This is a genomic window from Vibrio sp. YT-18 (genome assembly GCF_033337345.1).
Classification (GTDB): Bacteria; Pseudomonadota; Gammaproteobacteria; order Enterobacterales; family Vibrionaceae; genus Vibrio; species Vibrio alginolyticus.
In genome coordinates this window covers 131,909-154,711 of sequence record NZ_JAWOQO010000011.1, presented here as the reverse complement: position 1 = coordinate 154,711, position 22,803 = coordinate 131,909, and the positions used below count along the sequence as shown (strand labels likewise).

19 protein-coding genes and 1 other RNA gene are annotated in these 22,803 nt (G+C 43.5%); 16 read left to right on the top strand and 4 right to left on the bottom strand.

The genetic code is table 11. The features are described from left to right. The first annotated feature begins 21 nt into the window (after positions 1-21). Entirely contained in the window at positions 22-486 is a 465-nt protein-coding gene (locus tag R7M72_RS16205) for an Lrp/AsnC family transcriptional regulator (RefSeq protein WP_025998626.1), read from the top strand. Positions 487-942: 456 nt separating this feature from the next. After that, complete coding sequence (locus tag R7M72_RS16200) at positions 943-3,984, top strand: hypothetical protein (protein WP_053303256.1); 3,042 nt, start codon at positions 943-945, stop codon at positions 3,982-3,984. Positions 3,985-4,052: 68 nt separating this feature from the next. Here the strand turns inward: R7M72_RS16200 and tesB are convergent, their stop codons facing one another. Continuing rightward, positions 4,053-4,913: an acyl-CoA thioesterase II gene (tesB, locus tag R7M72_RS16195; RefSeq protein WP_005378575.1), complete on the bottom strand. Its 861-nt coding sequence runs from the start codon at positions 4,911-4,913 to the stop codon at positions 4,053-4,055. Between the two features lie 240 nt (positions 4,914-5,153). Here tesB and R7M72_RS16190 point away from each other — a divergent pair, with 240 nt between their 5' ends. Next, a complete protein-coding gene (locus tag R7M72_RS16190) occupies positions 5,154-5,588 on the top strand; it encodes a YbaY family lipoprotein (RefSeq protein WP_005378572.1) in 435 nt (144 codons plus the stop codon). A gap of 30 nt (positions 5,589-5,618) precedes the next feature. Here R7M72_RS16190 and R7M72_RS16185 read toward each other — a convergent pair whose 3' ends face one another. Further along, positions 5,619-5,921 carry a DNA base-flipping protein gene (locus R7M72_RS16185; RefSeq protein ID WP_005378570.1) on the bottom strand — a complete coding sequence of 101 codons (303 nt, stop codon included), beginning with the start codon at positions 5,919-5,921 and terminating at the stop codon, positions 5,619-5,621. Positions 5,922-6,178: 257 nt separating this feature from the next. On the opposite strand from R7M72_RS16185, the gene R7M72_RS16180 reads away from it, so the two are divergent. The 7 genes from R7M72_RS16180 to udp all read left to right on the top strand — a co-directional run bounded on the left by R7M72_RS16180 (position 6,179) and on the right by udp (position 14,477). Next, positions 6,179-6,922, top strand: coding sequence for a hypothetical protein (locus tag R7M72_RS16180; RefSeq protein ID WP_005389942.1), 744 nt, complete (start codon positions 6,179-6,181; stop codon positions 6,920-6,922). Positions 6,923-7,074: 152 nt separating this feature from the next. Continuing rightward, the gene (locus tag R7M72_RS16175) at positions 7,075-9,078 is read left to right on the top strand and encodes a GGDEF domain-containing protein (RefSeq protein WP_158173748.1); all 2,004 of its coding nucleotides are present in this window, start codon (positions 7,075-7,077) and stop codon (positions 9,076-9,078) included. A gap of 137 nt (positions 9,079-9,215) precedes the next feature. Further along, an RNA gene (gene ffs, locus R7M72_RS16170) (signal recognition particle sRNA small type) lies at positions 9,216-9,312 on the top strand. Positions 9,313-9,524: 212 nt separating this feature from the next. Next, on the top strand, positions 9,525-10,259 hold the full coding sequence (locus R7M72_RS16165) for an RNA methyltransferase (RefSeq protein WP_005378485.1): 735 nt from the start codon (positions 9,525-9,527) through the stop codon (positions 10,257-10,259). Positions 10,260-10,506: 247 nt separating this feature from the next. Continuing rightward, a complete protein-coding gene (locus R7M72_RS16160; protein ID WP_005378483.1) occupies positions 10,507-10,926 on the top strand; it encodes a CBS domain-containing protein in 420 nt (139 codons plus the stop codon). A gap of 172 nt (positions 10,927-11,098) precedes the next feature. Next, positions 11,099-13,405, top strand: a complete 2,307-nt coding sequence (locus R7M72_RS16155) for a zinc/cadmium/mercury/lead-transporting ATPase (protein ID WP_158173749.1) — start codon at positions 11,099-11,101, stop codon at positions 13,403-13,405. Between the two features lie 313 nt (positions 13,406-13,718). After that, positions 13,719-14,477, top strand: coding sequence for a uridine phosphorylase (gene udp, locus R7M72_RS16150; RefSeq protein WP_005378479.1), 759 nt, complete (start codon positions 13,719-13,721; stop codon positions 14,475-14,477). A gap of 156 nt (positions 14,478-14,633) precedes the next feature. Here the strand turns inward: udp and R7M72_RS16145 are convergent, their stop codons facing one another. Together R7M72_RS16145 and R7M72_RS16140 are read right to left on the bottom strand one after the other, a co-directional pair. Next, on the bottom strand, positions 14,634-15,794 hold the full coding sequence (locus tag R7M72_RS16145) for a DUF1887 family protein (protein ID WP_005378476.1): 1,161 nt from the start codon (positions 15,792-15,794) through the stop codon (positions 14,634-14,636). A 163-nt stretch (positions 15,795-15,957) separates the two neighbouring features. Beyond that, complete coding sequence (locus R7M72_RS16140; RefSeq protein ID WP_170890541.1) at positions 15,958-17,949, bottom strand: methyl-accepting chemotaxis protein; 1,992 nt, start codon at positions 17,947-17,949, stop codon at positions 15,958-15,960. Positions 17,950-18,218: 269 nt separating this feature from the next. On the opposite strand from R7M72_RS16140, the gene hinT reads away from it, so the two are divergent. The 6 genes from hinT (at position 18,219) to ycfP (ending at position 22,609) form a co-directional block, all read left to right on the top strand. Further along, a complete protein-coding gene (gene hinT, locus R7M72_RS16135) occupies positions 18,219-18,569 on the top strand; it encodes a purine nucleoside phosphoramidase (protein WP_005378473.1) in 351 nt (116 codons plus the stop codon). Between the two features lie 69 nt (positions 18,570-18,638). After that, positions 18,639-20,036: a COG3014 family protein gene (locus R7M72_RS16130; RefSeq protein ID WP_171345289.1), complete on the top strand. Its 1,398-nt coding sequence runs from the start codon at positions 18,639-18,641 to the stop codon at positions 20,034-20,036. Next, positions 20,036-20,428 carry a YcfL family protein gene (locus R7M72_RS16125; protein WP_025766939.1) on the top strand — a complete coding sequence of 131 codons (393 nt, stop codon included), beginning with the start codon at positions 20,036-20,038 and terminating at the stop codon, positions 20,426-20,428. Before R7M72_RS16130 ends, R7M72_RS16125 begins: the two co-directional genes overlap by 1 nt. Positions 20,429-20,494: 66 nt before the next feature. After that, complete coding sequence (gene lpoB / locus R7M72_RS16120) at positions 20,495-21,085, top strand: penicillin-binding protein activator LpoB (RefSeq protein WP_005378467.1); 591 nt, start codon at positions 20,495-20,497, stop codon at positions 21,083-21,085. A gap of 24 nt (positions 21,086-21,109) precedes the next feature. Then, positions 21,110-21,991, top strand: coding sequence for a thiamine kinase (thiK, locus tag R7M72_RS16115; RefSeq protein ID WP_318056252.1), 882 nt, complete (start codon positions 21,110-21,112; stop codon positions 21,989-21,991). A 75-nt stretch (positions 21,992-22,066) separates the two neighbouring features. After that, positions 22,067-22,609: an alpha/beta hydrolase YcfP gene (gene ycfP, locus R7M72_RS16110; protein ID WP_005378464.1), complete on the top strand. Its 543-nt coding sequence runs from the start codon at positions 22,067-22,069 to the stop codon at positions 22,607-22,609. The last annotated feature ends 194 nt before the right edge of the window (positions 22,610-22,803 follow it).

The following is a 22,803-nucleotide window of genomic DNA, read 5'->3' as shown; positions in this document are numbered from 1 at the left end:
CATTTTATGGGTTTTATAGAAATGAGTTTAGATCGAATAGATAAGCAGCTGCTTGCTTTACTACAAACCGACAGCACCTTGTCATTAAATGACGTGGCTGAGCGAGTCAATCTTACTACAACACCATGCTGGAAGCGCTTGAAAAGGTTGGAAGAAGAGGGCTACATCGAAAAACGCGTGGCGTTGTTAAGTGCAGAAAAGCTCGAGCTATCTTTCATTGCATTTGTTCAGTTAAAAACGATTGATCATTCCGAAGGTTGGTATCACCATTTTGTTACAACTGTGAGTGACTTTCCTGAGGTAATGGAGTTTTATCGTATGGCTGGCGAGTATGACTACATGATGAAAGTACTAGTCAAAGATATGAAGTGTTTTGACGAATTCTATAAGCGGTTAGTTAATAGCGTAAAAGGGCTATCTAATGTGACTTCAACATTTGCTATGGAGTCCATTAAATACACAACAGAGTTACCAATCCTAAAATAACTCGCCCTATAAGAATTCTATCTAATGTTAATTCTACCTTTTAGTATTTTAAATGTTAAAAGGTAGTTTGATTATGCTTTTAAAACTATTTCCTACCAGATTTTTATAAATATAAACGATATTTATTCTCTCTTCTATTTTTCATTAACCATTTGTTTTTACAGTCCATTAATCCTTTACATCATAATGAAAGAAAAAATAACGCAATTTTTTCTCTTTCTTTTTCATGTTTTATTTTATTGAATATTAATTTTTACTAAATTAATGGAAGAGTTTGATTTAAACGTTTGCTTTTTGTGTTTTCATGTAATTTGGTCGCTATTTTTGAGTATTTGTTTTTAGGATGAATACAGTAGCAATTACTTAAGTAATAAAGTACTCAAAAATGGGGATAGTGATTAATAAAACATCGTATTATTATCGCCCCATCTTGTATGTAACAAAGTATTACTAAAAATGAACAGAAATTACTATTTGCTTTTTCTCGCAGCTTTACTTGCTGGCTGTGGCGGTGGGGGAGACTCTAAGCCGAACAATACGAAGACACCAACTACGATAACAAAGCAGAACCGTCCGCAATTAAAAGTGGAAGACACGGTATTGAAGTTTGAAGGAGTGGGAACGGTTACTGAAGCAAAACTGAGCAATGTACATGGGTCGGTATCTTACCAAGTCATTGATTCTAATCCGCCAAATGTCGTGAAAATTAATGACTCAGGAATACTACAAATTCTGCGCCCAGGAACGGCGACTATTCTTGCTACAGATAGTAGCTCTGCTTATGAATCTTCTGAAGCAAGATTTTCTGTGACTGTAGAGCGAGGTATCAATACTGAACTTTCAGTGAGTGATCTGAATTTCAATGCGATTGAGTCAGAAGGAAAAGCGTTGATCGTCCGTGGCCAAAAAGGCGAACTGAGTTATGAGGTAGAAAGTGGTCATAACTTGATTCGTGTTGATGAGAACGGGTCGGTATATTCATTAGGTTCAGTTGGTCAGGCATCGGTGCTGATTACTGATTCAGGTAACGACTTTTACTTGCCGAAACAAGTTCGCGCTACGGTTAAACTGCATGCAGTCGCTCCGGGGCAATTACAGTTCGCTTTGCTTGAAGACGAGTATCGAGAAGGGTTGACGTTAGAACCAGTGCGTCTAGATAAAGCTCAAACGCAACGTATTTCTTACAAAATCATAAATAGCGTACCAGACAGCAAGGTGGCCGAGTTGCTAGACCCTGAAACGGGTTTGCTTCTTGTTCATAATGTTGGGCGATTAACGGTTGAAGCGACTGCAACTTACAGCGACGCGTTTCTAGATAAACAGCAAACAGCGCAATTTTTTGTGGATGTAAAACAAGGCAAGCGTCAAGAAATCAGCGCAGCGGATATTGTCACAACTTATGAGGAAGGTGGACGAATTTTCCCTAAGGTGACGAACGCCTACGGTGACTATGAGCTGAGAATCATTCGTGGTGAAGACGTTGTTGCTAAAACAGAAAATGGTGAAGCATTACTGATCAAAGGTGTTGGTGCTGCTGAAGTGGAAATTTACGAGCATGACATGCGTAATTATCCTGCAAGCAAAACTCGTTTTGATCTTGAAGTTAATCGCGCGCCTCATCCAGTTATAAAAGACATTGAAATGCCGCTTACTTATCAACCAAATCTTTCAATCCCTCTGGCGTTTAAAGGGCAAAAAGGTAACGTAAATCTAGTTAGCAGCTTACCTAATGGCTTACGAATGACTGACGGCAAGTTGGAGGTAGTGACTGCGGGTGAGTACGACCTTAAGTTTGAAGACGATGGTGGGGAGTTCTACCAACCTATTCAATTTAATGTCGTCATCAAAGTTGCAAAGGCTGAAGGCCAACCGATGGCAACGCACGATTATGACGTTGTATACAGCAACAAATACAGTTTTGATCTTCACCGTGATTTTGGTTTGAGTGCTGACGAGCAAATTGAGATTGTAGATAACACCGCACCAGATGTTGTCGGTGGTTTTAGTGAAGGACGTCTCCATGTGTATAAAGCGGGTAAAGCGACGCTAACTGTGCGCAGAAAAGAGAGCGCGAATTATACCGTTGGTCCTGATCAAAAAGTCTACGTGACAATTTTGAGCGCGCCGAGCCGAATTGAAGTTCAATCCGATGTGGAAGAGATTTGGAAGGTTGGCCAAACATTTGTTGCGCCGAAAATCTCTGGTACGGTTGGGGAAGTTACGTACCGATTTGCAGACAACGCAGCAATAGATGTGGTTTCCTTAAACAGCCAAACGGGTGCCATGCAAATTCTTAACGCGGGTAGCACAAAAATTATTGTTTCGGATGCGGGGGACGACAAAGTGGATCCGGGTGAAAGTAGTTTCTCGGTCACGATTAAACAAGGCACAAACCCGGTATCGGTTACTTACCCAACGGTAGAATTCTCCGCTGGTAGTGTTATCTCACCAGTGATGAGTGGTGGGATTGCGAAGGCAAGTTACCGTCTTATTAACCAAAAAGACCCTGTGGTCGAGCTAGTTTCTCCTGATACAGGGCGTTTGAAAATCCTGCATGCAGGCACGTACCAATTAGAGGTTACCCTTACTGGGCGCAACTACAAAGCTAAAACAATCGTCGTAAATGGCACTATTAACAAAGCGAATCACCCTGGTTTAAGTGCTTCTACAATGAAGGTGGAATTTGAACCATTTAAAAAGGTTAAGCTAGACTTTGGTACACCAATAGGAAACCGCAGCTATCAAATATCCAGCTCAACAATTAAAGGAGTCGCTTCATTAGATGTTGATAAGGAAGAGCTGACGTTACTTGATCTCCCGCCAGTAAAAAGACGTTGGATTTCTCTCGACATTTCGGAAGGAGAATCTCGAGATTACAAAGCGTTGGAAAGTAAGAAAGTCCAGCTGTATCTAAGCTTTGCAGATGAAGGTGTTGCGGATCAATATACATTGCTTGAAACTGAACAAACAGTATTGTTTAGCACGCTAAATGCACGTGAGTTTTCTAACTTAGAAGAAAGTGAGTTTGGTTTGATGAACGTTCGTTCAGTGCGTGAGCCAACGGACGAAGAATTGAAATTATACGGCAAAGGTAAGATTGCACTACTTGCATTCAAGCCGGTGGGTAACGATGACCCAACTCTAATAAAAGGAGCGTGGGTACACTTAGCTCGATTTGATGGATGTACATCAGAGCTGTTCGAAGATGATCTCAAGCCTTTTGAAGCAATTGACTATGATGACCCAGGATACTGCACCAGCGGCAGCACGATTCGTATGACTCGGTTCTTAATAATTGATGACTCGAAGATGGAAAAGGTAGAGTATGAGTTAGTAGCACCTGTGATTACTTACCGTCGTGGGGTTCGTGAATTTTTAGCAACGAATAAAGGTGGATTCTATGCCGACCCAAATGTCATTTACGGGAAAGGCGAATATGGTTACCCGAAATCACTTTACGAATGGTCGGTTGTTAACATGAAGTATCAACCAAATTAATCATCGTTTGATACCCATTAAAAAAGGAGTGCGGAACAGCACTCCTTTTTTCGTCTAGCGAACACGAGCTATTTCGTGTAGCGCATCACCCCTTCTTGCACGGCGGTCGCCACTAAGTGACCTTGCTGGTTGTATATTTCGCCACGGACCAACCCACGAGTATTGCTCGCCGTTGGGCTCTCTATCGCATATAGAAGCCATTCATCCATCTTAAACGGGCGATGGAACCAGATAGAGTGGTCAATGGTGGCCACTTGAAAGTTAGGCGTCATTAATGAGACTTCATGTGGATGCATTGCTGTTACAAGGAATCCCCAATCGGATGCGTAGGCCAGAAGGTACTGGTGAATTAGCTGATTCTCTGGCATTTCACCATTAGCACGAATCCAAAGGTACTGTTTGGGTTCTGCTTTTTTGGGCTTCAAAGGGTTGATAACCGTAACGGGGCGAGTTTCGATTGGCTTTTCCCCGCAAAATGTTTTGCGTAAGCGTTTGGGTAGAAATTCTGCAATATGGCTTGCGAGCTCACTCTCTGAGGCAAAGTTTTCTGGACCAGGGATATCTGGCATTTCTTTTTGATGATCAAACCCAGGTTGATCGCCATGGTAGGATGCGGTTAGGTAAAAAATAGGGCGTCCATTTTGAATTGCCTTTACGCGTCTAGTGCTAAAGCTACGGCCATCTCTCAGATTTTCTACATCATAAATAATAGGTTTTTCTGGATCGCCAGGGTACAAAAAATAGCTATGGAAGGAGTGTACCGTGCGTGTTTCTTCAACGGTGTAGCGCGCAGCAGAAAGCGCTTGCCCAATTACTTGACCGCCATAAACTTGAGGCAAACCTAGGTTTTCACTTTGGCCACGAAACAAGCCTTCTTCTAATTTTTCGAGTTGTAGTAGGCTGAGCAATTCTCGTAGTGGTTTACTCATTGTGTCTCCTCACCGTTGTCTTTCATTCCAAGTTACCTCAACAGCCTCACTCTTGTGAAGTGGCATAGTTAAGAACTATTGAGTAACTTAGAAATAGTATTGTTCCAATTATGAAACAAAATCAATTGTTTGATAAATTCTAACTCAGTCAAACTATTGTCAAATAAAGTGACAGGAAGCAGACAGTTTTATATTCCACACCTATAATTGCTTCGGTTTAATGCTCTTTTCGAGGAATATATGAAAAAAACACTACTACTTGTTACTTCTCTACTCTTTGGGGCTGCGTTAGTGGGTTGCCAAACTTCTCAAAATACAGAAATGGAATCTACAGAAGCGTCAATGAAGACGATTACAGGTACAGTGGCTTATCGCGAGCGGATTGCCTTGCCACCAAACGCAGTGGTTACTATTGCGTTAGAAGATGTGTCCTTGGCGGATGCGCCAGCAAAAGTGTTGGCGAAACAGACATTCGAAACAGAAGGTAAGCAAGTTCCTCTTTCTTTTGAGTTGAGTTACGACAGCAATGAAATCAAACCAAACCATCGTTACAGCGTTCGTGCTCGCATTGAGGTAGATGGAAAGCTGCGTTTTATCAGCGACACACATAACGGTGTTATTACAGATGAAGCACAAACTCACCAATTAGATATTCGTCTAGTTGGAACACGTTAATACGACGTACTGAGAACAAAAAATGGCAGCTTAAGGCTGCCATTTGTATTTTTTAAGTGAAGTTTTGCCAACTTCCGATACTTCAATCCCTTCTGCTTCTAATTTCTTTTTTTGTCGCTCTAAGTCTCTGCCTTTTAAAGATATTTTTCCTTGGCTATTTACCACTCTAAACCAGGGGAGTTTACTGCCTTCTGGTAAGTTGCCCAGTGCTTTACCAACATGTCTCGCATAGCCCGGATAACCGGCCATTTTGGCAATTTCCCCATAGGTGGAGACTTTTCCTTTTGGAATTTGGTGAATTACAGCAAAGATTTGCGCTAAAAATTGGTCCATACTCAAAAGTGTCTATTTTGGGTTACTAAGGAATGGTAAACCATTGGACTTGTATATTGCTAACGGTTCTTAACCCTTGTGTTGCCAGCGACTCACTTTGAAGAATTACATTTTCTGTTCTTTAGTGTCGTTGGTTGATGAGCCTTAAACAGCATGAAGCAAACGCAAGCTAAGCTTGAATCTAGACCCTCTCAACGACTTTCAATCCCAGTTTTTGCCGTTGAGTTACCAAGTAGGTGGGGAAGCCAGGAGGCGCTATGATTTTATCGACACTTCAATTTTTCGTTACGACCTTACTCGCTGTTGTCTGTGTTCGGGCGATGAGTTTGAGCGAGGGTGACATTCCCGTTCTTGCACTTATGATCCCCGCGCTGTGGGTTCTGCCACAAGGTGGGTTCGCTGGCTTAGTATTGCTGGGCGCGATGATGGCTTTTGGTGCGACACTCTCAATGCAGCCAATTGCTTTGTCGGTTGGTGTTTTGATCCTTTTCCCACTTTTAATGGTGGTATTTTCTCGTAGAAGCTCTTTAGGTGTGTTGCTCACCGCTGGTCTTATTGTACTTACACTGCAAGTTGGTCTTATGGTCACACAGCAAGGCGGTAAGCTGGATGGTTCTGCTTGGGTTACAGTGGTTCAAACCATTGCGGTTATGGCGATGTGGTGGTCGGCTGCGCATTGGACGCCATCCAATAAACACAGCTGGTGGCCGTTGTTTTTGTTGCTCCCATTGTGGATTGCAGGCCTACCGTACGCCGTTCTTATGGCGTTAAGTTTGACGGGAATGTTAGCGTCAATGGAAGCACTTGCGAAGCTTCAACATACCATTCGTTGGAGCAAATTATTATGTTGGACATTGCCGACTGTGGGTTTTGCCGCTTTAGTCGTCAGCCCGACCACGGATGTGCCAAACCCTGTTTTCGTGGTTTGGATCTGTTTGTTAGGGACGGCTTGGATGACTGACTATATTTTACGTAGTAGCGATGAACAGGCTGAATTATGAGTTTTTAGTCAGGTAAAAAGTGACATGTGCGGCAGAGTATCGAATTGGTTGTGGAACAAAATGGAGATTAGTATATGTTCTTCATTTCATATTTACTACACTTCCAATAATAATAACCACAATATAAGTGGTTGATTTAAGATAAGTTTGTCATGACAACTTTTGCTCGAACACTGTTGCTTTTTGCATGTTGCCTCTTGAGTTTGAATGTAAAAGCCGAAGCCCCTTTAATTGCTCATTATAAAGTCGCGACTGAAGCGGATGATGTCGTCACTCGTGTTCTTTTCAATGCTGCTTCAAAGGAGTTTGGCTTTACCGTTCAATACGTGAACTACTCCAGCTTTGATGCCATTCTAAATTCAGTAGCGAATGGGGAAGCGGACTTTGCTGCGAATATCACTTACACACAAGAACGTGCTCAACGTTTTAGTTATTCCCGCCCAACAAATATCGAATATACCTACCTCTTTGGTTTAAAAGATTCGACGTTGAGTGACATTTCGCGTGTTGGCGTCCCCAAAGATACAGTTTATGCCCAATTACTTAAACAACACTACCCTGAGCTAGAACAGATCTCTTATCAAGGTCACGAACAAGCAGTAACACTGCTACGTTCAGGTGCTGTGGATGGCGTTGTCGATGCCATTAACCAGCTCAAGCCGATGCTGATGGAGGGGTTTGACGCCAAGATGCTCAATGATCAGATTTCGATAAAGCCCGTATCCATCATCAGTAAAAAAGATCATCATCTTGAAGAGTTGGACACGTTCGCTACGTTTATTCACGGGGAAGCGGTGCAAAAGCAGCTTCGCGAAGAAATTTCCCAGTATCAATTTGAATTAAGGCGAGCAGCGTTGCGTGATTCTATTCGTTTATTACCCCTTGATTTTAATGAACCAATACGGATTAAGCTCGAATCTATCTTTCCATATGTTGTATACAACGCAGATGGTAGTGTCGAAGGGATGACGGCTGATGTAGTCCTGAGAAGCTGTGAGATCTTGGCTTTAAACTGCTTGATCATTAGTGAGCCTGGTGAAAGCTGGGGTTCTATGTACCATGAGTTTATCCAAGGTAATTTCGAAATTTTGGCGCCGTTAACGGTCAGCCGTGAGCGGCGCGCATTTAGCTACTTTCCAAAGCCCCATTACGCGCCAGCATCGGTGATGGTCAAGCGTTTAGGTTACAAACCGAGCACATACTCTCATGTTTCACAGTTGATATCTGAGCGGATTGGCGTAGTTAAGGATGACTTTTTCGATCAAATGATGACGCAACTGTTACCGCTAAAAGAACTCAAACGTTATCGTACCCAACAAGAGCTCATTCAGGGGCTACTAAATGAAGAAGTCGATTACATTCCGATGGATACGGCGATGCTCAATCATTTTTTACGTCTCAGTGAATTGGTTCCGATAGAGCAGGATACCGCTATTGGCGAGTTTTATGAGTCACAACTCTCTGTTGGATTGGTCGCGAATGAAAAAGGAGCCATGCTTGCGCCTTTCTTCAGTCGAGCGATAGCGATGTTAGAAGTTGATAAGATCATTGCTCAGTACGATGTACGCCCAGATTGGCGTACCGCACTTGAATATGAGATTCGATTAGCGACGCAAACACAAGCTGTGTTTATCTTTGTGTTATTGTTTGCTATTTGTGTTTCGCTTTATCTTTACCGTCAATCGAACACTGACAACTTAACAGGGTTAAGGAACCGTCGTGCGTTGCAAGTAAAGTATCGAAAAGGAGTAAACAAAGATCTATCCATACTTTACTTAGACATTAATCATTTCAAACGAATCAATGACACTTATGGGCATCGCGCTGGGGACGAAGTTTTACAACTACTGGCACTAAAAATTCATTATGTCTGGTCGGGAAGATGTTATCGAATTGGAGGGGATGAGTTCATATTGCTGGGTTATCCAACGCAAGCCGAGTTAACTAGAGCAATGAGAGAGCTCAGTAGAATCGACGTGAAAGGCAAATTATGTAGTGATTTGGAGTCTATAAGTATCTCTATTGGTTTCTCTGCAAAAAGGGAACGGCACATGAGCTTAGAGCAAGCGATGCATTTGGCTGATGAAGACATGTACATGAGTAAGCAGTCCTCACGGCACGACTCCTCTTATCGTGACTGTATGGTTTCATCATAAAGGAATGAATTGATCGAGTTTTGTTCAAACGGTAATGAAATGATGAAATTCAAGGTTTTTGCTCTTGCATTATGAGAGCTGATACTGAATAATCGCCCCATCGATTGAGGCAAGACCTCTCGAAAAGAATTATGGGGCTCTGGTCCTCTCGCAACAATAGCTCGTGAACTCGGTCAGGTCCGGAAGGAAGCAGCCGCAGCGTGTGACTTGTGTGCCGGGATGTGGCTGGGGTCCCACCCTTTGAAAGCCCTGCGTTATCGCAGGGCTTTTTTCGTTTTTGAGCCTTCTTTTATTTTGGCTACGCTTGGTGTTCAACGTCTTCTGATGATCAAGCTTCTTGAGGTTATTTAGGTATAATTTATAATCTCATCCGCTCGATACCGAACTTTCGTGAAGATTGTTTAGGGTACGCTCGTCGAATAACCATTTTCACCTGGGATACTTTAATGATTTCAAAAAACCAATTAAAACTGCTTCGTGCTTTAGGTCAAAAGAAACAGCGTAAAGCGCATGGCTTATTCCTAGTTCAGGGTGAAAAGAACGTACTAGAGCTAGCAAGTAGTTCATTGAAGGTGAAGCAGGTTTTTGCAACAGCGGCATTTCTCGAACAAAATGCTGGTACGCTAAATCGTTTTGATTGTGTTGAAGCATCGCTTGATGAATTGACCAAAGCGAGCACGCTTGTGAGCAATAATGCGGCCATTGCTGTGGTTGAAATTCCGAGTGTAAAAGAGCCTCAAGCGAAAGGCTTGATGATTGCGCTAGATGGTGTATCCGACCCTGGTAATCTAGGTACGATTATTCGTGTTGCAGACTGGTATGGCATCAAGCACATTATTGCGAGTACAGATTGTGCTGATCCTTATAATCCTAAAACGATCAGTGCGACCATGGGCAGCTTTGGCCGCGTACAAGTGAGTTTGGTGGATTTGCCAAGTTACTTGGAACACGCCAAATTGCCAGTATATGGCGCGTTTTTGGAAGGAGAGAGCGTTCATAAAACGGATTTCGCTGCTGAAGGTATTTTGTTGATGGGCAGCGAATCTCATGGTGTGCGCGAAGCCGCAGCAAAATTCGTGACAGATAAGATCACGATTCCGGCGTTTGGCGGTGCCGAATCACTGAATGTCGCGATGGCGACTGGCATTATTTTAGACAACATGCGCCGCCAACATAGCTAATGCAACAATTACTTAATAACAAAGCCAGTCTATTTGACTGGCTTTGTTGTATTTATTGCCTAGAAAAATCAGCCTGGCTGAATCTTGCGTCTAACGAAATACAGTGAATGTTGTTCGGTGAGTTAATTTTGTTTTAGTTCAATAGGCTGTGCCTATAAATAAAATTACTCCTTTCCATTTAGTAAAATCAGGAAATTAGGCGACACTTATCTAAAGGCCGCAATAAAATGCCCTTAAGGAGATAAGAATGCATTCATTAAAAGTAAAAGATTACATGACGTTGCAAGCGGTGACTTTCACGAAAGATATGTCACTTTCGGCAGCTTTAAACAAAGTAATGCAAAGTGTCACACTAGGTGGCCCTGTCATTGATGAAAATGAAAAAGTGGTTGGGTTTTTATCGGAGCAAGACTTATTAGATAAGTTGGTGAAAGCAAGTTATCACTGCCAAGATACACATACGGTACAAGAGTGTATGCATGATGATGTCTTATCTGTTTCTCCAGAAATGTCAGTAATTGAACTGGCTGACATGATGAAAGTTGGAAAGCCGAAAATGTATCCAGTGGTGGATGGCAAAGGTAAGTTGGTTGGTGTTATCACAAGAAGAGACGTGCTGCGTGCCATCGGAATGACATTAAATGAGTGTTTTAAGCATCCCGTTTAACCTCTCTGTTTAAATTTTACGGAATATTGCTTTTAAACTGGTTTGGAAAGACGCTTCGGCGTCTTTTTTATTTTCTATCGCCGAACTGTACAAATTTATCTTGACCTTGGAGCTTACTCTAAGGTTTATCCTTAGCAATAGGTAAATCACCGATACCAATAAGGAAAAAATTATGTGTACAAAACATCAAGGTTGCCAATCTAGCAAAATCAAAACTGTGGTGCCGCTTGGTGCAAGCGAGTCATGCTGTGCGCCAGTAAAATCTTCGCTCAATATCTCTCAGGCCAGTGTTGATGTTTCTGAAAGCTCTTGCTGTAGTGGAGGAGGCTGCAGCGTTGACACAGGCGAGGAAGACGATCCCACAAGGGAGAGTAATTCCTCCGTTCGGAACGCTTGGCTTGTGTCAGGTATGGATTGCCCATCTTGTGCGCAAAAGCTTGAGAAAGCCATTACGTCTTTACAAGGCGTCAGCCAAGCCAAGGTTTTGTTTGCAACAGAAAAACTGGTCGTCGATTTTGATGGTCTAGAGCTGATAGCTACGATAGAGCAGACAGCCCAAAAAACGGGTTTCCCGCTCTCTTCACTGGATGCTCCAAAACCAAGCACTACAAAGAAAGGCTGGCTTGGCGTCATAAGAGACAACATCCAAATTCTCTCGATTGCTGGTGCAATGGCTACTGCGGCAGTAATTTCTAAGATCGACCCTCAAATAAGCGCTTGGTTATTCACTTTGACGTGTTTACTTGGTTTATACCCAATCGCGCTCAAAGCATTTAAGTTGGCGCGTAGCGGTACGCCTTTTGCGATTGAAACGTTAATGAGTGTAGCGGCGCTCGGCGCTTTATATTTAGGTGAAACCGCCGAAGCCGCAATGGTGTTATTGCTTTTCCTTATTGGTGAAAAGTTAGAAGCATATGCATCATCTCGCGCGCGAAGCGGTGTCCAGGCGTTAATGGACTTAGTCCCAGAAAATTCAATTTTAATAATTGATGGTGAACGTAAAGAAGTACCAGCTGCTCAGCTTAAACCAGGGGATATCATAGAAGTCGCACCCGGAGGTCGTTTGCCTGCCGACGGTGTTTTGCAAGATGCGCTTGCGAGTTTTGACGAAAGTGCGTTAACGGGAGAATCTGTTCCCGTTGAGCATCAAACCGGTGGCAAAGTGATGGCCGGGGCTGTGGTTGTCGATAAAGTGGTTCGTTTACAGGTGACTTCCCGTCAGGGCGAGAATGCGATAGATCGAATTCTTCATTTGATTGAAGAAGCAGAATCCCGTAAGGCACCATTAGAACGCTTTCTTGATAAATTTAGCCGTTGGTATACGCCACTAATGATGTTGGTGTCTCTGATGGTTATCGTTACGCCGCCATTACTATTTGCCCAACCGTGGGAAACGTGGATCTATCGAGGACTCGCCCTGTTGTTGATTGCTTGTCCATGTGCATTAGTAATTTCAACGCCTGCGGCGATCACTTCTGGCTTGGCGGCAGCTGCTAAGCGGGGCGCATTGATCAAAGGTGGTGCGGCGCTTGAGTTGCTTGGCAAGGTTGAGTCTGTCGCATTTGATAAAACTGGGACACTGACGCAAGGTAAACCAGAAGTGACCGACGTCTTTGCTTTTGATATGGATGAAGACAAGTTACTTAGCCTAACTGCGTCAATCGAGGTTGGTTCAAGTCATCCTCTAGCGGTTTCTTTAGTTACCAAAGTGCAAGAGCAGGGGCTTACTATTCCTGAAGCGTTGGATAAAACCGCGCAAGTAGGCTCTGGTGTCACAGGTTACGTCGATGGAAAAATGGTCCAAGTGGTCACGCCTTCAAAGGCAGACTTTCCACTTTCTCAAGAAGCCAAAGAGCAAGTGGTTACGTTGGAACAACAAGGTAAAACGGTTGTCATTGTGCGTTTCGATGACGAGGTCATTGGCGTGATCGCATGGCAAGATACATTGCGCTCAGATGCCCAGCAAGCCATCGCAATGTTGAAGGAACTTGGGGTCACGTCGGTGATGCTAACGGGTGACAACCCGAGAAGTGCAGAAGCAATGGCAAATAGAATAGGCTTGGATTATAAAGCGAGTTTGTTACCTGCAGACAAGGTGCATTACGTCGAGAAGCTATCACAACAACATACCGTTGCGATGGTGGGAGACGGTATCAATGATGCTCCAGCCATGAAAGCTTCGAGTATCGGCATTGCGATGGGAGGCGGTACGGATGTTGCGCTCGAGACTGCTGATGCGGCGTTAACACACAACCGTTTGATTGAGCTACCTGCCATGATAGAACTGTCGCGTGCGACGCTAAGTAACATTCGTCAGAATGTCGCGTTAGCGCTAGGTTTGAAAGGTGTATTCTTAGTGACAAGTTTACTTGGTGTTACTGGGTTGTGGGTTGCTGTATTAGCCGACAGTGGTGCAACAGCACTGGTGACATTGAATGCGTTGAGATTACTTCGTTTTGAGTCCAAGCAGATCAAATAACTGACCTAACCATTAATCCCACTCATTAATAGCCCGAGGCATTCGTGTACCGGGCTTTTTTAACCGTATTCACCTGATGCGATCAGACGTTTTTCTCGTCCTTGAAATCACGCATTGCTATGCAACAAAATGATCTAACGCCCCTTAAAGTGTGATCAATACCAGTTTTGTTTGAAATTTCATTTTCATTACATTTTGTCATTGTGATTGTGATCACTCTATGTTGGTGAAAGGTTCGCTACAGTGCATCTGTACCCAATAACTGATTAATGAGCTTATTGTTCATAAAATAAGCCACAATAAGGAGCGACTTATGTCTCAAGCTGTATTCCATTTAGGTGTTACTGAAGCTGATCTTAATGGTGCGACTCTAGCGATCATTCCTGGTGACCCAGCGCGTGTTCAAAAAATCGCAGAACAAATGGAAAATCCAGTATTTCTAGCAAGCCATCGTGAATACACGCTATACCGTGCAGAGCTAGACGGTAAACCTGTTGTGGTTTGTTCTACAGGTATTGGTGGTCCTTCTACCTCTATCGCAGTTGAGGAATTGGCACAGCTTGGTGTTCGCACTTTCCTACGTGTTGGTACAACGGGTGCAATTCAACCGCATGTAAACGTGGGTGACATGATCGTAACGACGGGGTCAGTTCGTCTTGACGGTGCGAGCCTACACTTTGCTCCTATGGAATTCCCAGCAGTTGCTGACTTTGAAGTAGCAACCGCAATGAAAGCAGCGGTAGAAGAGTCTGGCGCTACAGTTCACATGGGTGTGACTGCATCAAGCGACACGTTCTACCCTGGTCAAGAACGTTACGATACGTTCTCTGGTCGTGTTGTTAAGCGTTTCCAAGGCTCTATGCAAGAATGGCAAGACATGGGCGTACTTAACTTCGAGATGGAGTCTGCAACACTGCTAACAATGTGTGCGAGCTCTGGTTTAAAAGCGGGTTGTGTGGCTGGTGTTATCATCAACCGTACACAAAAAGAGATTCCAGATCATTCAACTCTGAAAGAAACGGAAGCGCGTTCAATTAAAGTGGTTGTAGAAGCAGCGCGTAAAATGCTTTAAGCCGCTATAGTTGGCATTTAAACAAACAGAAAAAACCAGAGGCTAACCTTTGGTTTTTTTCTACTTATAGAAATGCGTACAGCTAAAATTTAGGTATAAAAAAGCAGCATTAATGCTGCTTTTTATCGTTGTGAACTTTAGCTTTTCTTAATGGCACTATATCTCGTCTGAACCGCCCGCGTCTTTAAACCAAGCAGTTAAGTGCGTTCTTAAATCTTTAAGCTCATCAGGGCCAATCAGGGCTAGCCCTAAGTCTTCAGCACGAGTAATGTCATTGTGACGAAGAGGACGGAAGCTCACCAACATTGCGCGCGCTTGTAAGCCACCTAATAGATCGCGAAGCGATTCTAACTTATATAAAGTATCGTCGCCGTCATCTCTCATGCCTTTGGTTTTGCATTCGATGATGTGCAGCTTGTTGTTTACAACTGTTGCGACATCTAACTCATTGCGTACTTCACTTTCACCAAGTTTGCGATAAACCTGAACATTTAACGATCGATCTTGGATCGTCGGCATGGTGTCTTGGATTTGCTTCACGGTGCTGTGAACCAAAGTTTCTAACCACTCACCGTTTGAAAAGCGTCGAGCATCTTCATCTGCAAACGTTAAAACGCCATTCTCATAGGTGGCGATTTCTGCTTCTACTAAATCTGAAAGCAACATGTTGAGCTCACGGTAGCCCTGCTGTTTTTCGGAGAGCTCGACATCAAGCTTTTGTTCTTTGCGGCATGTGGTTGCAAGGTAGTTAAGTGTTGCTAGACCTGGCCCAAGCTCAAGCGCATTTGAGGCCCATCGTTCACCAAGTTCATACAATTTTTTATCAAGAAGAGGTGGTAAATCAACGTGGTGAAACTCGCCGCGTGCACCAAAGATAGTGAGGTAATCTGCAATCGTAATGTGATCTTCGACTTGGGTATCTTCTTTGCCATCAGGGTATAACCAACAAAGCTTATCGCTACTAGGCTCAACCACAAAAATTGGCCAGCGATAGGTACGGAAAACTTCGTACACCGACAACAAGCGATGACGAAGACCACAGCTCGCGTTCAATTTTACATCTTCGCCGCGTTCATGGAGGTCTTTTGCCAGTTTTTGAATTGCTTGTTTGATCAGAGATGTATTAACAGCGGATGGAATTTCAAAAAATTCAGAAGTAATTTCTCGTTGATCTAAAACGGCACTCAGTCGGTCAAATATATCTAACTGGCTCTTGTCTCCGATGAAGACGATATGTGTGCTTAGCGTACGATTATCTAATAGAGGAGTGACCAATCTCACTGGGTCTTGGTCGATAATACCAACATGAACAGCCATAGATTTTCCTTTTTATGAGGCCGCTCGAAAAGAGTTGTGCAAGGGGATGAGCTGGCCTTATTAATCATATGTAGACATGGCCGACAAAAAACAAGGGCGACTTAACAAAAAGTCGCCCTTATACAGTTGATTGCACTAATTAATGCTCTTAGTTATAAAGTATTTATAACTTAAAGCGGTGGACCAATTCATTTTGCTGATGAGCCAAGTGGGTCAGTGATTCACTGGTTTGTGCGATACTCGACATGGCTTGGAAACTTTCATCGGCGATACTGTTGATATCTTCAATGCTGCGAGCAATGTCTGTTGATGTTTCACTTTGCTCTGCTGCTGCTTGTGAAATGTGCGTACTCATTTGGCTGATTTCGATGATTAGCGCCTGGATCTCTTCCATTGAGCTGTTCGCTTTTGATGCTTGCTCAACCGACATCTCCATATCGCTCATACAGCTTTGTATGACTTGGTTCGCCGATTGCGAGCTAGCTTGCAGATTACTGATCATGGATTCAATTTCAGTGGTTGATTGAGTCGTTCTTGATGCGAGTACTCGTACTTCATCTGCCACTACCGCGAAGCCGCGACCTTGTTCACCAGCGCGAGCCGCTTCAATTGCCGCGTTCAATGCCAGTAGGTTGGTTTGCTCCGCAATGTTGCGGATCACATCAAGGATAGACCCAATTTGACCACTCATTTTTTGTAGCTCAGAAACTGCGGAGACCGATTCGTTCAAACGTGTTTCTAGTTGATTAATGGTTGAGATATTACTGCTCATAACATTCCTACCTTCTTCAGAGGCAGATTCGACGCGTTGCACCATTTCTAACGAGCCTTGCGCACTTTGCGCGACTTCCTGCACTGAATGAGACATTTCTGTCATCGCGGTAGCGACGTTTGCTGTTTGTTCGCGTTGAGAGCTCAATTTAATTTGTGCTTGCGAAGAGGTGCGTTCGTTGGTTGTCGCGGTTGACGATAGGTTTTCTGACGCTTCGTTGAGTTTCACCAAGATCTCGTGAAGGTTGTCGGCGAGTGAGTTAATGTGTCCACTCACACGGCTGAATTCGTTGTTATAGCGAATGTCGATACGCTGTGTCATATCACCTTCAGTCAGGCCTTCTAACACTTTTAGAATACGAGTCAACGGCTCGCGAACGCTTTGTGCGATGTGGTAGCCAATCGCTGTCGCGAGTAAAACGACAATAACGCCAATGATGATGGCTTTCGTTACACCGGCCGAATATATGTCACCTGCATCTGCCAATGATTCATTGAGCTTATCTGTTGCGGTTGTCGTAAATTGCTCAAGAATCGCCATGGTTGAATCCACTTTATTTGCTAGGTTGGCGATATTGTTATACAAAGCGGCGCGAGCATTGAGGTAATTATTATGTTGGTCTAGCACACCGCCACGCATACCGACGTCACGAGTAAATTGCTCTACAGATTCGCCAAATGCTTTTTCTAGCTCAGGAAGCTGAGTCACCAACCCGCGGAATGCGTAATTCAAGTGCGTTACTGCTTTGCGGTTTTTAGCTACGGCTTGCGTAACAAACTCAGGGTTGGAACTGGCGAGGGCATCAGAGGTAATTACTTCGGCATCTTTTAACTTGATAAAGTAGCTCTTTGCCATGACTTTGACAGAAATGCTGGTTTGATCTGCCACATATTCTTTAAGACCAACCGACAGTTCGGTATTCAGTTTTTGGAAGCGGCGTGAGGATTTTTGCACTTCTTCTTGAGCCGCGAACATTGCTTCGTAGTTGTCCATGGCCTCTAGAGCTTCTGTAAAATAGCTCTGCTCTAACGTTTTTAACTGTGAAAACGGTTCGGCAAGAGAAGGGTAGGTTTGGCTTGCGGTTTTCAGTTGAGCCAATGTGGATTCGAAGCGCTGTTGAGATCTAGCAAATTCCTGACGCATTTCATCCATGCGTTGTTTATTCTCTGTCGTCAGGAAGTCTTTAAATGATTTGTCGGCAGAAAGCAGCTCAACACTGGTTTGATTAGATAACGATACCAACGGTAGGGATGATTTAGAAACCGTGCCAAATTTTCCGTGAATATCACTCATTCCTCCCATCATAATGGCAATTGTGACGGCAAATAGGATGATGATCAGTGCAAAGCCGGCATACATCCTTTTAATAACTGAACCTCGCATAAGTGAGCTTCCTCTCCCAAAAATAGACAAGCTACCCAAGCATTTTTGAGTTTACTTGGGTATAAAAATAATAATTGTCTTAAAAAAGTAACAAAATTCATTGGATTGTATTCAGTTTGTGACGCGCATTTTATGACGCATACGACAAAAAAAGCTTCGTTAATTAGCATTTGATTAATAATGTTAAGTGAACACTGTTTTTATTGAGCTCCGCTTTTGGTTGGCGCATACTAATTGGGGTCTAATTACGTTTATAAAATGGAGTCCTCATGGCGGAAGAAACGATCTTTAGTAAAATTATTCGCAAGGAAATCCCTGCCGATATCCTTTATCAAGATGATTTGGTGACTGCGTTTCGCGACATTAACCCTCGCACACCAAGCCATATTCTCATTATTCCGAATAAACTGATCCCAACAACGAATGATGTAGAAGCTGAAGATGAAGCAATGATGGGGCGTTTGTTCACTGTTGCTAGAAAGTTAGCGAAAGAAGAAGGTATTGCTGAAGACGGCTATCGCCTAATCGTTAATTGTAATCCACATGGTGGCCAAGAGGTTTACCATATTCACATGCACCTACTGGGCGGCCGCCCTCTAGGTCCAATGGTATTGAGCTAAGCTTTTAAAAGTGGGTGGCGATTCACCCACTTCTTTTTCCTGTCGAATGACACATTTGTGGAGATAAATGTGAAACTAGGTGTAAAGCTGTTAGGGCTGATGAGCTGGGCTTTAATGGCCTCTGGCTGCGCGAATTTATCTGCGGGCAATCTGTTTAGCCATTACAGCAACCAGAATCAAGAAGTTTATCAAGCCGTTGTTGCAGGGGAATATGCCAAAGCAAAACAACTTCAATCAAGTGAAGTGGGTGGCGAGATACTTGGCAATTTTGAAAAAGGTCGCATCTCTTTTCTTGCTGAAGATTACCCAACAAGTTTGAATGCGCTAGAAAGCAGCGATCGTGCCGTACGTGTTCAACAAGATCGAGCGACGATATCTGTGTCAGACACGGCAACGAGCGTCGGCTCTCTCGCAGTGAACGACAATCTCCAAGATTATCATCCCGCCGATTACGAACTTGGCTTTTTGCACCTGTATCTAGGACTAAATTACTTACAGAAAAACGATTTAGAAGGGGCACTAGTTGAAGTGCGTCGAGCTAATCAAGTTCAGGAAGCAGCAAGAAAGGCGCGTGAAAAAGAGCTAAAAGCAGCAGAGAAAGACCTTAACAAGCAAGGCATGTCTGCCAATTTAGGCAGTGTGTTAGCGAACTACCCTGATGCTGGTAAAAAACTAAGCGCGGTACAAAATGGTTATCTGTTCTATCTTTCTGGCTTGTTATATGAAGCGTCGCGAGACTTAAACAGTGCTTATGTTGATTACCGACGAGCACTCGCTGTAATGCCAGACAACAAGCAAGTTGTGGAAAGCACCTTATACGCTGCTAAGAAGCTGGGCATGCGTGAAGACTTGCGCATGCTAGAGAAGCGGTATGGTAAAGCACCTTCTGGATTAACTCAGTCACAAGGGCGAGTCATCGTTATTGATGAGCAGGGTGTTGTTGAGGCGATGAAAGGGTGGCGTATTGATTTACCAATTTACGGCAGTCGCGATAATGGCGCGATTTATTCGTTGGCGCTTCCTTATTATCAGAACCGAGGTGCTCAACGTTTTAGCGATGTTGTTTTAAATGGTCAGGTATTGCCTTCCAGTACGCTGACTGATGTTAATGCGATGGCGCAAAACGATCTTAATGAACGTCTTACTACAATAGTGATCCGTCAAGCTCTTCGTGTTTGGGCAAAAGATCGAATCCGAAAAGAGGCGGCGAAAAAAGGCGATGATGTGGGCAACATACTTTTCAATGTATGGAACACATTGACCGAACAGCCAGATACGAGAAGTTGGCAAACATTGCCAGCGCAAGTGAAAACGGCTTCAAAAATCGTGAAACCGGGAACACAAAGTTTAAACTTGGGTGATCAAACCTATCAGTTTGAAGTGCCTGCACAGCAGACTACATTGGTATGGGTATCTCGTCAGGGAGCACACTCAACCGTGTGGCATAAACAGCTAGGGAGACTGTAATGAAAGCATGGCTTGCTTGTTTAGCAATGGCTATTGGTTTAGTTGGATGCGCCGAAAACACGGCTGGTATTCGAATTGATGGCCAAACGCAAAAAGTATTTTTTAATGATAACGTTTTAGGTAGTCGCTTATTAGTTGACAACATCACCACCACTTACGTTGATGATCGCCCACGAGGAGTCGTGCAGCTGAGTAGCAATTACAAAGGTGATCAGCACATTCTTTACCGATTTTATTGGTATGACAACAATGGTTTAGAAGTGAATACCAAACCTGGTCCGTGGAGAAAAATGATTGTGCGAGGATTTGAGCAAGTCACGTTATCTGAAGTTACTGTGAATCCAAATGGCACAAAATTCCGTGTGCAAATTAGAGAAGCACAAGACGATTAATCTTAACGGCTCTGCCGAAGCTGCCGCGCTAACGATGCGCTGGTATTGAAAAACTAAGGAACTCTCATGAAAAAAAGTATTATTGCTCTTTTAGGTCTTGCCGTCATTTTAGGTGGCTGTTCTAACAAAGTCTCTTACGGCGATGCGCAAGCAACAGAAACCACGACTATCGATTTTGGCTCAACAGATTTACAAAAAATCGCGGCTGAAATGGTGGATAGCATGATGATGTCGGGCTCTGTAGCAGCAATTACTCGTGACCAACGTCCTATCGTTTTTGTTGAGCGAATTAAGAACAAAACCAGTGAACATATTGACACTGAATCCATTACTGACACGATCTCTACTAAGATGTTGAACTCAGGTAAGTTCCGCTTTGTTGATATGGATCGTGTTGAGTCTGTGCGTGAACAACTTAACTTCCAAAACACGGATGAGCTTGTTAACCAAAGCACAGCGATCCAATTTGGTAAAATGGTTGGTGCTCAATACATGCTTTACGGCAACCTATCTAGCATTGTGAAAAATGCAGGTAGCGATAAAGATGTATACTACAAGATGACCATGCGCCTAATGGACCTAGAAACAGGTTTGATTGAGTGGGCGGATGAAACTGAAATTCGTAAAGCGCAATCTAAGAGCCTATTCGGTCTTTAATCGAACAGGGTGGAGAAGTCATCAATGGCATGGTTTTCTTGGCAACAAGCAAAACAGTTAGATCCGAGTCTTAACGCTCTCGATGGCTTCTTTACGGAGCCTCCGGTAAAAGTACAAACTGTTACCGGGGGGCTAACCAACCGCTGTTGGCGGTTGGAATCTTCTCAAGGCCTTGCATACATCTGGCGACCGACCAGTCATGTCTGCAAGGCTTTTTCAATTTCTCGTCACAGTGAATATCAAGTGCTGAATGCAGTCTCTTCATTGGAAATTGGCCCCAAGCCAGTTTTTATTCATGAGCAAGGGTTGCTGGTGGAATGGATAGAAGGAGAGGCTCTGACGGAGTCAGGCTTAGCACTAAGCGATTTATTATCCATTGCGGCGAAGATTCATCAATATCCGATAAGCGCAATTCCTTTGGTTCCATTTTCATATATTTCTCGCATCGATAATTATTGGCTTGAGCTTGATGGTCAGTATGTGGGTACGGAGTTTGATGCTTTGTACATGAAGTGGCGCACGGAACCGAACGTTGAACCTGTTCCACTTGCCCTATGTCACTTCGATCTGGGGTGTTATAACCTAGTGCGAGGAGAGAATGGGGTGAAAGTCATTGATTGGGAGTATGCCGGGATTGCTGACCCTAGGCTTGATTTGACCTTAACTATTCAGGTCGCGAATTCGCCTGTGGAAGAAGCGGTAAAGCAGTATTGCCAAATTCGAGGTATCGAAGATGTGTCTCTTTGGCTGAGAGGTGTACATGCTTGGCAACCAAGAACCTTGGTGATGGCGATGCTCTGGTATCTACTTGCCTATAAATTGTGGGGAAATGAACAATACTTAAACAGTGCGTATGAGTTGAAAGGCTCATTGTGTATGGAAGATCACTGTTTTGAGAACTCGTGATATTTTCCCCTTTAACAGTAAGGAAATAGTGGTAGTTTTAATAAAAGTACCAGATACACACAGGGAGAGGTACAGATGATTATTTACTTACACGGCTTTGACAGCACAAGCCCGGGTAACCACGAAAAAGTTCTTCAACTGCAATTTATCGACGACGACGTTCGTTTTATCAATTACAGCACCCTTCACCCAAAGCACGACATGCAACACTTGTTAAAAGAAGTGTCTAAAGTTATCGATCAATCTGATGACCCAAACCCGTTAATCTGTGGGGTAGGTTTAGGTGGTTACTGGTCTGAGCGAATTGGTTTTCTATGCGGTATCAAGCAAGTGATGTTCAACCCGAACTTGCACCCAGAAAAAACGATGGCTGGTCGAATCGATCGCCCAGAAGAGTATGAAGATATCGCAACAAAATGTGTTGATCAGTTCCGAGCGAAAAATCAAGCGCACTGCTTAGTGATTCTCTCTAAAGATGATGAAGTGCATGACAATTCGAAAACGGCAGCTGAGTTAGAAAAACACTATCAAATCATTTGGGATGAAACTCAGTCTCATAAGTTCAAAAAAATCTCTCATCATTTACAAGCGATAAAGGCATTTAAAAATACTTACTAATGTTGAGTGTAGACAGTAAAGCGGCGTTTTTATCGGCTGCTTTGCTGCGATTTCTTCTCTTGAGTATGCCGAGCCACTGTCTCTTTGAAAGGCACATTTTCTTGGTTTAACGCTTTGAATATTGTGTTCTCCTTACCGTTTTCTTACTTCGCTCCTATGTAGCACGAACACCTTGTTGTAGAGTAGTCGAAAAG